The 12,613-nt window shown below is 67.8% G+C and carries 8 protein-coding genes and 1 tRNA gene; 5 read left to right on the plus strand and 4 right to left on the minus strand.

The window, feature by feature from the left end:
* Positions 1 to 13 precede the first annotated feature (13 nt).
* Complete coding sequence (locus AC5WS7_RS22030) at positions 14 to 1,711, minus strand: helicase HerA-like domain-containing protein (protein ID WP_495956419.1); 1,698 nt, start codon at positions 1,709 to 1,711, stop codon at positions 14 to 16.
* Positions 1,712 to 1,969: 258 nt separating this feature from the next.
* Here AC5WS7_RS22030 and orn point away from each other — a divergent pair, with 258 nt between their 5' ends.
* Both orn and AC5WS7_RS22040 read left to right on the plus strand, forming a co-directional pair.
* Positions 1,970 to 2,587, plus strand: a complete 618-nt coding sequence (gene orn / locus AC5WS7_RS22035) for an oligoribonuclease (RefSeq protein WP_495956420.1) — start codon at positions 1,970 to 1,972, stop codon at positions 2,585 to 2,587.
* Between the two features lie 65 nt (positions 2,588 to 2,652).
* A tRNA-His gene (locus AC5WS7_RS22040) sits at positions 2,653 to 2,725 on the plus strand.
* 139 nt (positions 2,726 to 2,864) lie between these two features.
* Here the strand turns inward: AC5WS7_RS22040 and AC5WS7_RS22045 are convergent.
* Entirely contained in the window at positions 2,865 to 3,071 is a 207-nt protein-coding gene (locus tag AC5WS7_RS22045) for a GNAT family N-acetyltransferase (protein WP_495956421.1), read from the minus strand.
* 542 nt (positions 3,072 to 3,613) lie between these two features.
* Between AC5WS7_RS22045 and thrS the strand changes: the two genes are divergently transcribed.
* A complete protein-coding gene (thrS, locus tag AC5WS7_RS22050; protein ID WP_495956422.1) occupies positions 3,614 to 4,912 on the plus strand; it encodes a threonine--tRNA ligase in 1,299 nt (432 codons plus the stop codon).
* Positions 4,913 to 4,942: 30 nt separating this feature from the next.
* Here the strand turns inward: thrS and AC5WS7_RS22055 are convergent, their stop codons facing one another.
* Positions 4,943 to 5,482, minus strand: a complete 540-nt coding sequence (locus tag AC5WS7_RS22055) for a hypothetical protein (protein WP_495956423.1) — start codon at positions 5,480 to 5,482, stop codon at positions 4,943 to 4,945.
* Positions 5,483 to 6,117: 635 nt separating this feature from the next.
* On the opposite strand from AC5WS7_RS22055, the gene AC5WS7_RS22060 reads away from it, so the two are divergent.
* Positions 6,118 to 7,392, plus strand: a complete 1,275-nt coding sequence (locus AC5WS7_RS22060; protein ID WP_495956424.1) for a diguanylate cyclase domain-containing protein — start codon at positions 6,118 to 6,120, stop codon at positions 7,390 to 7,392.
* A 148-nt stretch (positions 7,393 to 7,540) separates the two neighbouring features.
* Positions 7,541 to 8,719: a hypothetical protein gene (locus AC5WS7_RS22065; protein WP_495956425.1), complete on the plus strand. Its 1,179-nt coding sequence runs from the start codon at positions 7,541 to 7,543 to the stop codon at positions 8,717 to 8,719.
* On the opposite strand, the gene AC5WS7_RS22070 is transcribed toward AC5WS7_RS22065, so the two are convergent.
* Positions 8,716 to 12,613: type I polyketide synthase (locus tag AC5WS7_RS22070; protein WP_495956426.1), on the minus strand; the 3,898-nt coding region annotated here is incomplete at its 5' end. The genes AC5WS7_RS22065 and AC5WS7_RS22070 overlap by 4 nt on opposite strands.

The raw sequence follows: 12,613 nt of genomic DNA on the forward strand, positions 1-12,613 counted from the left end.
GGAGCCGCCGGGGTCAGCGCTTGCGAGTGCCGAACAGGCTGCGGCTGATCTCCCGGGTCGCGGCGGTCGTGGCGGTGCGCAGGAAACTCTTGACCGCGGGGTTGCTCATGATCCGCTCGGCGGCGGACTTCTCCGCCCGGGCCCGACCGGCGCTCGGAGCCCGTTCCGGCTCCGGCTCCGGTTGTGCCGCAGCGACTTTCGCGGTAAGCATCTCATAGGCGGATTCCCGGTCGACAGTTCGGCCGTATTTGCCGAACAAGGCGCTCGCCTGCGCGTGCGCGCGGATCGCGTCCTCGCCGATGGTGTTCATCAGCGAACGTGGCGGACACAGCCGCGCCCACGCGACGGGTGTCGGCGCACCCGTTTCCGACAGCACCGTCACGATCGCCTCGCCGATGCCGAGCGCGGTGAGCGCCTTCTCCAGGTCGTACGCCGAGGTCTTCGGGTAGGTGCGCACCGTCTTGACAAGCGCCTTCTGATCGTCCGGTGTGAATGCCCGCAAGGCGTGCTGGATGCGCGCACCCAATTGCGAGAGCACGGAATTCGGTATGTCCGTGGGTAATTGGGTGCAGAAGAAGACGCCGACGCCCTTGGAGCGGATCAATTTCACCGTCTGCTCGACCTGCTCCAGAAATGCCTTCGACGCCTCGGCGAACAACAGGTGAGCCTCGTCGAAGATGAAGACGAGCTTGGGCTCGTCGATATCGCCGATCTCGGGCAGGGTCTGGAACAGATCGGCCAGCACCCACATCAGGAATGTGGAGAACAGCACCGGCCGCGCCGACTGGGCACCGAGCTCGAACAACGTGATCACGCCCTGCCCGCCGACGGTGCGCAACAGGTCGGCCGGATCCAGCTCCGGCTCACCGAAGAACGTGTCGCCGCCCTCGCCTTCGAGGTTGACCAGCGCGCGCAGAATCACCCCCGCGGTCGCCGCGGACACCCCGCCGATGCCCTGCAGATCGGGTTTGCCCTCGGGACTGGTCAGATGCTGGATCACCGATCGCAGATCCTTCAGATCCAGCAGCGCCAGGCCCTGCTTGTCGGCCCAGTGGAAGATGAGACCGAGCGTTGACTCCTGAGTTTCGTTGAGCCCCAGCACTTTACTGAGCAGAACTGGCCCGAAGGAGGTGATGGTGGCGCGGATCGGCAAACCAACGCCCTCGGTGCCCAGCGAGACGAACTCGGTGGGAAATCCGGTCGGTTCCCATTGCGCGTCACCGGTTTCCGCGGCACGGGCGAGTACCGCGTCACTCGCCGCGCCCGGCTGCGCCAGCCCCGACAGATCGCCCTTCACATCGGCGAGTACCACCGGAACGCCTGCGGCGGAGAGTTGTTCGGCGATCGCCTGCAGCGTCTTGGTCTTACCGGTTCCGGTCGCTCCGGCGATCAGCCCGTGCCGGTTCATCATCCGCATCGGAATACGCACGCGCGCATCGGAATTCACCACCCCGTCCGCCAGCACGGCGCCGAGCTCCAGCGCAACGCCCTGGAATGCGTATCCTGCGGCGATCTCGCGAGCGATCGCGGAACCGCTTCCCGCCGCGGAACTCTCGGCCGCCTCCGTCGAATCCGCAACGCTCTCCGCCGATCCGGCCGAGGCCGCCTCCCGCTCGGCGACCTCGGCTTCGGCCGCCGCCTCGGCCGCGATCCGCGCCGCCTCCTGCGCCGCCCTGCGCGCGGCCGCCGCTTTCTCCGCCGGTGTCGTCATCGCCGAACCTCCGTCCGCTCCGCTAACTGACCGCCAACACCTCCGCTCGCCTCGAGCAAGCATTGCTACTGCAAAAACAGTATCTCCAATCGATCGATCCGGAACGCGAACCGCTATCCAGCAATCTCATCGCGACCCGATTTCGAGCGCACTGAGCGCCGCGAACGCGGGCCACCACGCGGGTAGAAACGGAGCGAACACCCCGAAATACGGCCCGGCCGGGGCCCACCGCCCGGTGACGGCGCTAGTGTGGCCCAGGTGTCCGACAAACTTGTGGTGTGGATGGATTGTGAGATGACCGGCCTGCGGCTGGACAGCGACAAGCTGATCGAGGTGGCCGCACTGGTCACCGACAGCGAGCTCAATGTCCTGGGCGAGGGCGTGGACATCGTCATCCACGCCGACGACGAGGCGCTGGCCGCGATGCCCCCGGTCGTCCAGGAGATGCACGCGCGTTCCGGACTGACCGAGGAGGTGCGCAATTCCACGGTGACCATGGCCGAGGCCGAACAGCGGGTCCTGGACTACATCAAGCAATTCGCCCCCGCCCCGGGCACCGTCCCCCTGGCGGGCAACTCCATCGCCACCGACCGGGGCTTTCTGGCCCGCGATATGCCCGCCCTGGACGCGCACCTGCACTACCGGATGATCGATGTCAGCTCGATCAAGGAACTGTGCCGCCGCTGGTACCCCCGCATCTACTTCGGCCAGCCCGAGAAGGGCCTGTCCCACCGCGCCCTGGCCGATATCAAGGAGTCCATCCGCGAACTCGAGTACTACCGCCGCACCGCCTTCGTCCCCGCCCCCGGCCCCTCCACCGCGGAAATCGCCACGATCGCCGCCCAGCTCAGCACCCGCGGTAAAAACCCAGCGTAAGGCACCGATTAGGTGCCACACCGGGGTACGCGTTAGTATCTACCGCGCCGGTTGTTACCGGCATGGTGGCTGTAGTTCAGCTGGTAGAGCACCAGGTTGTGATCCTGGGTGTCGCGGGTTCGAGTCCCGTCAGCCACCCAAACGCGGAAGCGCGAGCCATTCCAGGATGGATTGGTTCGCGTTTTCCGCATTTCAGCAGGTAAGGGATCCTGATTTCTCGATCTGGTTCGGATACTGGGACGTCAGGCCACCGAGTTGCTTATACGAGCACCAACTCTCAGCCGGAGGCAGTCGACCACAGGACGACGTCTCCGTCGTCCTCGGTCCACCTCGTGCTCACCCGGACGAATCCGTTCTTCTCCAGCACACGCCGGCTGGCGACATTTCCGGCCGCAGTATCGGCGGTGACGTGAGTGATGCCTCCAGAGTTCAGCAGATGCTCTCGCAGCGCACCGATGGCCTCGGCGGCAAAGCCCTCTCCCACACTGACTTGTTCATGCCGTAGCCGATCTCGATCCGCCCCTCGATATCGACGTCATCCTTCGTACCCCCTGCCCGATCGCCTTGCACGTCGTGCGATCGACAATCGCATAGCTGTGCTCGACCTGGTCTTCCTCATCAAGCATTCGAAGCAGAGTAGGAAACAAGGGAAAGACCTCCCCCAGCCACTCCGCACCGAAATGAACCCGAGCGCCTCCCTCGGGCAGATCACACTCCAACGTGAAATCCTCGCCGCCCGACCGGACGGAGATCATCGACTTGGAGCGGCAACAGCACCAGCCGGGATGTCGTCGACATGGTCACGCCGAATCAAGCTAGTAGACAGTCCGATTCGTGCCCGCAGCCTCTCCGGCGGCCAGTGCACGGCATCGTATCGGTTGGACAAGTCCCTCGGGAGGCGCTGGAGCGGTCGAGATCATCGGCGTGGACACGCATCGTGACTCCGTGCCGACAGTCGAGGATCAAGTCGCGGGCGGCAACGCCGTGGCGAGCGATCATCTCCTTGAGCTCCCAGGAGCAGACACCATGGTCATCGATCACCGAGATCTGAACCACGACATGGCCATCTTCGCCACGAATCCGCTTGCCGGATCAGGCCTTCCGATGTGGCTACCCGCCGGCGCGGTCATCCGGGAAGAGTTGCAGAAACTGGCCAAGGAACTGGCGGCGGCCGATGGGTGCCTCGGCGTGTTCTCACCCGTTCTCGCCAAACGCGCGCTATACGAGCGGTCCGGGCACTGGGGCAAGTTCGCCGAGGACATGTTCCCCGCCATGCGCGTCGGTGATGACGAGGTGATGTTGCGGCCGGCGAACTGCCCGCATCACGCCTTGATCTACGCCTCGGCCAAACGCTCGTATCGCGAGCTGCCGCTACGGTTCAACGAACTGGCCGCCATGTTCCGAGCCGAGCGTTCCGGCGTGCTGTCCGGTTTGACTCGCGTCCGGCAGATCAACCTCGACGACACCCACGTCTTCTGCCGGCCGGACCAGGTCGGGCACGAAGCCGAACTCGGTTTGCGGGCCGCGCTGCGCGCGCAGCAGATTCTCGGCCTGACCGTCGATTACGTGCGGCTGTCGATGCGTGACGATTCCGATGCGTGGCTCGGGACCCGAGCGCAGTGGGACCACGCCCAGGCGGGGCTTCGCGCCGCCGCACTATCGGTCCTCGGCGAGCACGGACCGGCATTGGTCGAAGCTCCGGGTGAGGCCGCGTTCTACAGGCCCAAACTCGATCTGCAGATCCGGGACGGACGCGGCCACGAGGAAACCATCGCCACCGTCCAGCTCGACTTCAATCAGCCGGAGCGATTCGATCTCGCCTATGTCGGGGCCGATGGCGGTGAACATCGGCCGGTGATGATCCATCGAGGGACCGTCGGGTCGATGGAGCGGGTCACCGCGATACTGCTCGAACGCTATTCCGGACGGCTGCCGTTCTGGTTGGCGCCTGTCCAGATCACGGTCCTGCCGGTCACTGCCGACCACGATGCCGCAGCGCGCGCGTTCGCGGATGACGTGCGCCGGCGGGGACTGCGCTGCCGGGTCGACCACGACGGATCACTGGGAGCGCGAATTCGCAACGCTCGCACCGCAAGAGACCATCTGATCGCGGTCGTCGGGCAGGCGGAGATCGCGCGACGCGATGTCCGGATCACCGATGTCGCCGGCGGTGTCCGGACCCGGATCGGTCAGCGCCAGCTCCTCGAGCTGATGGCCGGGGCGTACCACGATCGCGCGCGGACCATCGATTGGCCCACTGTCGCAACCGATTACGACCATCAACACGCAGCGCTCGGCGACGGCTCCGGCTGGCCCGCACAATGAGCGCCGGGAGCGGATCGCGGCCGCCGCCGATCACTTGCCGGCAAGGTTCAGCGGCACGCCGATGATCAGGCTCGCGGTGATGGACCCGTCCGGATCGCGGACGCCGTGCACGAAAACCGAATAGCCGACGGTGATATCGGTTATCCGGCTGCCGCCCAGCACCAGCACCTCGGTGGACGGTGCGCTGTGCACGACGACGGTTCCACCGAGCATCGCCTGGACGGTCAGCGTCGTGCCGTCGTTGGCCGCGACCTGTCCGAACGTCATGTCGCGGTTCGCTTGCGCGTCGGCCGCGGGCGCGGCGGCGGGTGCTGCGGCCGTGGTACTCGCCACCGGGCGCGACGCCGCGGCCGGTTGATCGTCGCCGCGCAGGCAGGACGAGAGCACTGCCAGCATCAGCAACAGGCACAGTCCGATCATGACCAGCGAGGAGGCCTGCAGCTCGCGCGCTCGCCGGTACACCACCGTCCACGGTCGCGGCGGCGGATGAATGTCCTCGTGACGCGCCGGCTCCGGAGCAGCAGCGACTCGTTCGGGCAGATGTGACCACGGGCTGCTCAGCTGCCTCATAGCCGGAGGGTAGGTGTTGTCGCGCCGAACCGCGAGCGACCTATCCTCACCCCCGGGGACGGCTCCGCGATCTGATCATCGCCGGGCCCGGGCACATGTGCGGTGGCGCCGGGCGAGCACATCTGTAGCGTGCCAGTGCATTCCGACTGTGGTGGCGCGAATCGGTTCGAAAACCCGGCCGCTGTTCACGACAGCTACCGCAGATGCGGTCGGTCGAGCCAGATCGGGTGGGCGAGGACGCGCGGTCACCGAACAGATATATGCCCGGATCGTTCTCTTGCCGTGGCTCGAACCACCCCGGGCATGGCCCGGCAGCGACTGGTCGGCGAGGCGCTGCGGCTGTTCCGCTCGACGCGAGTTCGCGGCGACCTCGGTGGCCGACATCCAGACGGCGTTCGGGCCGGTTGCCGGGGCGAGCGCGCTCATCGGCCACGCCTGGCAACATGCGGCCCGACCGATTCCCGAGAACTGGGCCGACCATGCGGCCGTCATCCTCCGACTGCTACGACCAGTCGCGTTTCGCCGGAAGTCGAATGAACTTTCATCGCCGTTCTTTCGTATGCTGAGTATTAGCGAAGGGGAGGGTCGTCGATGCCGGGTCTCGGTGATCCGGCGATGGAGGAGGGTCCTCGCGGATGGACGACGGTCGCGAGGTCGCCGACATGGCACGGGAGTGGTCGGCGGCCCTGGTCGATTGCGGTGGAGTCCCGATATCCCTGCCGCATGATCTCCACAGTTCGACGATGCGGTGGATCGTCGAGCTCGAAGCCGCCCTGGCTGCGGAACCGTTCGACCCGTCCCCCGCGTACCGGATCGGGGGCGAGTTGGTCCGGTCGAACCTGACGCTGCCCACCATGATGACCCCGACCGCGACGGTGCTGGCAGGTTTGCTGGAGCGGTCGCAGCGGCCGGACCGGGCACAGCGATTCGGTGCGCTCCTGGGCGAGCTGGGCCGCGGGTACGGTACCGAGCTGTCGAAGACCCACGCTCAGAGCCAGCAGGCTGCCGATGAACGCTTCCGCGTCGTCTTCGAGAACGCCGCGGTGGCCATCGCGCTCTACGACAGCGACGGCATCACGCTCGAGGCCAACCCCACGACCGCGCGAATGGTGGGGATGAAACGCGAGGACCTGCCGGGGGTGCCCGGACTGGATCTGATGCATCCCGAGGACCGCGACAAACTCCGTGAGGTGGTGGTCCACCTCTACGAGCGCAGACAGGGCACCGAGTACTTCGAAGGCCGCTTCCGCCGCCCCGACGGCAGCGTCTCCTGGGGCGCCTGGACGATGACGCTGGTGCGCGGCGCGAACGGACATGGGCTACGGCTGCTCGCCGTCGGGGAAGACATCACCGAGCGCCGGGCGATGCAGCAGAAATTGTGGTGGCAGGCCCGGCACGACCCGTTGACGGGTCTGCCGAATCGGCGCTTCCTGCTCGAGCGGCTGGAGGCCATCGTCGCGGCGGCCCGGCCCGGCGATCACATCGGTCTGTGCTTCCTGGATCTGGACGAGTTCAAGATGATCAACGATCGCTACGGCCACCGTACGGGAGACAGCGTGCTCGCCGAGATCGGCCGCAGGCTCGACGCGACGATGGCGTCACCGGCGGTCACCGCCGCCCGCATCGGCGGGGACGAATTCGTCGCGCTGCTCGCGCCACCCTGCGACGACGCCACGGCCCACGCGACCGCCGAGCGGATGCTCGTGACGCTGCGCGAGCCGATTGCCGTCGGGCCCAGCGATCTGCTGTCGATGTCGGCGAGCATCGGCGCCGTGGTCACCCCGGTCGCCGGCGCGAATCCCGAAAAGCTCCTGGACGACGCCGATGTCGGCATGTACCACGCCAAGGCGGCCGGCCGCGGCACCTGGGTGCTGCACCGCGCCGAGAACGATCCGGCAACCGGGCCGTAGCCCCGGCACGGGCAAACTCGGTGCGCCGGAGGCGATCCCGATGACCGGTGCGGCAACGCACTTGGCCGGTCGGCCCTTCGTCGGTAGATTCGAGGTCCATGCCCGGGGCGGGAGCGTGCCGTCCGACACCACGAGATTCCGGGAAGTTATGCGAAAGTCCAGCGAACTCGACCTGCTCACGTGGATCTCCTACGGGGAGTTCGGCGAACGTTTCGTCGCGCATGCGGTTACTCCCGCGCGCATCGAGGCGGCCGTGTCCAGTCTGGCCGGGCGTATCGAGCTGGGGCCCTTCGCGGTCGGGCCGGGCAAGCTGGCGCGCGTGCGGGTGCGGGGTGATATCGGCAGTCCGGCGATCGCGCACAGCGGATCGGAGGTCGTCTTCGCGGTGCGCATTCCGGTGCGGCTGGATTTGACGGTCACGCTGGGCGGGCGGGAACTGCGGCTGGAGGCGGCCGTCGACATCGACCTGACGCTGCACGCGCGCACCGCAGACCCGCTGCTCGTGGTCATCGATATCCCGCCGGTCACCAAGCGCAACGTCGGCACGCCGGTGATCCGGGCCGAGACCGTCGACGCCGAAGCGGAGGTCCTGCTCGAGCCGACGGCGAAGACGATCCGGAAAGAGGTCGCCGACCGGCTCCAGGCCATGCTCTCCGAGCCGGACGCCCGCCGGTCCCGGGTGTTCGACATCGAGGCGATCGCGCTGGGCGAGCCCGCCGGGCACGAACAGCCCGCGAACCACGCCTGGATCGAGTACGCCGAGTTCGGTCGCCGTTTCCTGCCGCGCATCGTGACGCCCGCGCGGGTGCGCGCGGTGGCCGAGAGCCTGTCGGGGCGGGTGATCGACGTGGAGTCGTTGCGCACCGGGCCGCGCGACGCCGCCGAGGTGACCGCTCGGGGCGTTATCCGGTTGCCCCGGGTCACCGAGCGCACCGACGTGGATACGGTCGCCTTCGATATGGTCGTGCCCGTCACGCTCGATGTCGTGGTGGATGTGCGCAAGGCCGACCACTATCACGCCGAGGTGGAGATCCCGCTGGTACTTCTCGCCCGCACGGCCGCCCCGCTGCTCATCGTGATCGATGTGGAGCAGCCGGACCCCGCGCAGATCGAGGTCCAGCTGCGAGCCGACGGGCTGCGGGCGCGCACCATCGGCATGATCGGCAGGATGCGCCGCCGGATCGCGGCCGAGGTGTCGGCGGCCGTCGGCCGGCACCTGGCCGATCCGTCGGTGCGCACCGTGGACGTCGCGGCCCGGCTCGACGCGACGCGGATCCACGAGCCGGACGAGCCGGGTGGCCCGGTCGAGATTTCCCGGGTCGGTTAGCCCGGATTCACCTCGGCCGACAGGTCGTTCAGAAGGTGATCGGCCAATTCGGTGGTCGTGGGAAAGGCGAAAACCAGTCCGGGCGGCAGCGGCTGTCCGAGCACCGCGCCCAGGCTGTTCTGGAGTTCGACCGCGCCCATCGAATCCAGCCCCAGATCCTCGAACGGATCGTCCGGATCGATATCTTGCGGACCGGCGAAACCCAGGACCGCGGCTGCCTTGGTACGGATCATCTCCATCAGTTCGGATCTGCGCTCGGCCGGGGAGAGGGCGTCGATATCGGTCCGCACGTCGGGTCGAATGTCGACCTGCCTGCGCGCGGGAGCCGGGATCAGCGTCCGCAGCAACGGGAATACGCCGGTTCCCGGCTCGAGAGCACGCATCTCGAGCCGCGCCGGAGCCAGGCAGGGGCGGTCGATGCGCAATGCGGTGTCGAACAGTGCCACCGCCTGCGGGGTGGACATCGGGGCCAATCCGCCGCGGCCGATCCGGGCCATCTCCCGCGCATCCAGATGTCCGGTCATCGCACTGGCCTGAGCCCACAGGCCCCACGCCAGCGACACTGCCGCCGAACCCCGCGCCCGCCGATGGGTGGCCAAAGCGTCGAGGAAGGCGTTCGCGGCGGCGTAGTTGGCCTGTCCCGGTGAGCCCACGATGCCCGCCATCGACGAGAACAGCACGAACACGGGCAGATTCATGGTGCGGGTCAGTTCGTGCAGATTCCATGCACCGTCGAGCTTCGCGCGCAACACCGTATCGACGCGCTCAGCGGTCAGCGAACCGAACACCGCGTCGTCGAGCACTCCGGCGGTATGGATCACGCCGGTGAGCGGAGCGTCGGCGGGGATGTCGGACAGCAACCGCGCCAAGGCTTCCCGGTCGGCGACATCGCAGGCCGCCACCCGCACTCGCGCACCCGATTCGGTCAACTCGGCCACCAGATCGGACGCACCGTCGGCGTCCGCGCCGCGCCGGCTCACCAGCAGCACATTCCCGATGCCGTGCTCGGCGACCACATGCCGTGCGATCGCGGCGCCGGCCATACCGGTGCCTCCGGTGATCAATACCGTTCCCGCCGAATCGAATTCCGCCCCGACGCGCTCGTGTTCGGCGGAAGCTCTGGTCAACCGTGCGGCACGGATCGTCCCGGAACGCACGACGACCTGTGATTCACCGGTGGCCAGGATCGCCGCCGCGTCGACATCGGAATCGCTGTCCGCCAGTACGATCCGGCCGGGATGTTCGCTCTGCGCCGACCGCACCAACCCCCACACCGCGCTACCGGCCAGATCTTCCACATCCTCGCCCGGCAAGGCGATCGCGCGACGCGTGACCACGATCAACGTGCTCGAAACGGGTTGTGCCAGCCAGGTTTGCACGGCTTCCAGCACTCGGTGGGTGCGGTGGTGGGCGTCGGCCACTACGTCACCGCACGGTGCACTCGCTTCCAGTACCACCGCAACCGCATCCGAGGCCGCGGCAGGTACGGCGGCAGCTTCCGACCGGGCATTCGAGCCGGGCACGACAGCAGCGCCCGTCGCATCCGGCACCGCGTTCGAGTCGTCGGCCGTGTGCTGCTCGAAGATGCTCCAGGCCAACGTCTTCACCGGCGGCTCAGGTTGCTCGGTCGCAGGTAGCTGCGACCACACCAGCTCGAACATGGTATCCGTACCGGCCCCGGACAGCGCCGTGGCACGCAATTCCCCGGCTGTCACCGGCTGCAGGGTCAGCGACCGCACCGACAACACCGGAAGTCCGGTCTCGTCGGCCGACTCCAACGACACGGCACCGGTACCGGCAGGGCTGAGGCGCACGCGCACGACATCGGCTCCGGCGGCGTGCAGGCTGATACCTTCCCAGGCGGACGGCAGCACGATGTCTCCCCCGTCCGAAGCGGCCATCACAGCGTGCAGCGCGGCATCGAGGATCACCGGGTGCACGCCGAAACCAGTTGTCCGGGTATCGGTTTCGACCGGAACGGCAACTTCGGCGAACAGTTCCGCGCCGCGTTGCCACACCGCCCGCAAACCGCGGAACGCCGGACCGTATTCATGACCCCGCGCGGTCAACCGCTCGTAGATGTCGGAGATGTCCAGCGCGGTCGCATCCACCGGAGGCCATGACGCGAGAACCGATCCCTCCGGCGCAAAGCCCGTGGGGCCCAACACGCCCTCGGCGTGCCGTACCCAGTGGGAATCCACACCGCGCCGCGAGTACACCGACACCGTTCGCCGTCCGGCTTCTCCGCCGGGGCCGACGGCGACCTGTACCTGGACCGCTCCCTCCTCGGGCAGGACCAGTGGCGCGCGCAGCGCCAATTCCTCGACCACGCCGCAACCGACCTGGTCACCGGCACGAACGACCAGTTCCACCACACCCGAACTCGGGAATACCGCCGCACCGGCCAGCACATGGTCGGCCAGCCACGGCTGTAGCGTCGGCGACAGCCGACCGGTCAGCACCACACCGCCGGTGTCGGGCTGTTCCACCACCGCGCCCAGCAGGCCGTGACCGGCCTCGTCCACACCGAACCGGCCCGCGTCACCGGCCGCGCCCGCACTCGGTAACCAGAACCGGCGTCGCTGAAAAGCATACGACGGCAATGGAATACGACGAGCACCCGATCCGGTGAACAGGCCGCCCCAGGAGGCTCCCGCTATCACCAGGCGGCCCAGACCGACCATCAGCGATTCCGGCTCCGAGCGTCCTTTGCGCAGAACGGGAATCGTCACGCCGGCGTCGGGGGACGACAGCGTCTGCTCGATCGCTGCCGCGAGCCCGCCGGCCGGCCCCACCTCGACGAATCGAGTCACGCCCGCCGACTCCAGGAAGCGCACGCTGTCGGCGAATCGTACCGTTTCCTGCACGTGCCGGGTCCAGTAGCCCGCCGAACCGAAATCCGAATCCGCGGGTGCCGCAGTGAGATTCGAGATGACAGGTAGCTCCGGCCGGGTGCCGGCAACGGTTTCGGCGATCGCGCCGAACTCGGCGAGGATCGGTTCCATCAACGGTGAATGGAACGCATGTGACACCGGCAGGCGGTGAATTCGGCGGCCCTGCTCGGCCCACCGATCCGCGACGGCGCGCACCGCCTGCTCGGCACCGGAGATCACCACCGATCGCGGGCCGTTGACGGCGGCGACGGCGACGCCGTCGACCAGCGACGATCTGATCTCGTCCGCGTCGGCCTGCACCGCGATCATCGCTCCGCCCGTCGGCAGCGCCTGCATCAGGCGCCCCCGCGCGACGACCAGCGCGGCCGCATCGGACAGGCTCAGCGCACCGGCCACATGGGCCGCGGCCAACTCGCCCACCGAATGCCCCAGCACGAAATCCGGTCGCAGCCCCCACTGGCCCAGCAGCCGGAACAGCGCAACCTCGACCGCGAACAACGCGGGCTGCGCGAATTCGGTGCTGTCCAGCAGCTCTTCGTCTCGGCCCCAGAGGATTTCGCGCAACGGCCGGTCCAGATATTTGTCCAGCACGTCGGTCACGTCGTCGAATGCCTCGGCGAACGCCGGGAAACCGGCATACAGCTCCGCGCCCATGCCCAGCCATTGCGCGCCTTGGCCGGGAAAGACGAATGCCGTCTTGCCCGCGAGGCCGGCACGGCCGCGCACGACATTCCGGCCGGGTTCGCCCTCGATCAGTTCGGTCAGGCCGTGGATCAGCTCGTCTCGGTCCGCGCCGACGACGACGGCCCGATGTTCGAACATCGACCGGCCCGCCAGGGAGAAGCCGATATCGGAAACGTCCGACTCCGGATAGCGACGCAGCTGCGCCAGCAACCGTTCCGCTTGTCCGCCAAGGGCTTCGGCAGATTTTCCGGACAGCGTCCACGGCACGACCGGCAGCCGCACGCGATCGGGTTCCGCATCCGATGCGGCGTCGGCG

This window comes from Nocardia sp. PLKS1-43, from assembly GCF_059510335.1.

Bases quoted from the DNA above. Each gene is read 5' to 3' on its own strand.
- AC5WS7_RS22030 (WP_495956419.1), bottom strand. From the start codon at position 1,711: ATGACGACACCGGCGGAGAAAGCGGCGGCCGCGCGCAGGGCGGCGCAG.
- thrS (WP_495956422.1), top strand. From the start codon at position 3,614: ATGGTCATCGATCACCGAGATCTGAACCACGACATGGCCATCTTCGCC.
- AC5WS7_RS22055 (WP_495956423.1), bottom strand. From the start codon at position 5,482: ATGAGGCAGCTGAGCAGCCCGTGGTCACATCTGCCCGAACGAGTCGCT.
- AC5WS7_RS22060 (WP_495956424.1), top strand. From the start codon at position 6,118: ATGGACGACGGTCGCGAGGTCGCCGACATGGCACGGGAGTGGTCGGCG.
- AC5WS7_RS22065 (WP_495956425.1), top strand. From the start codon at position 7,541: ATGCGAAAGTCCAGCGAACTCGACCTGCTCACGTGGATCTCCTACGGG.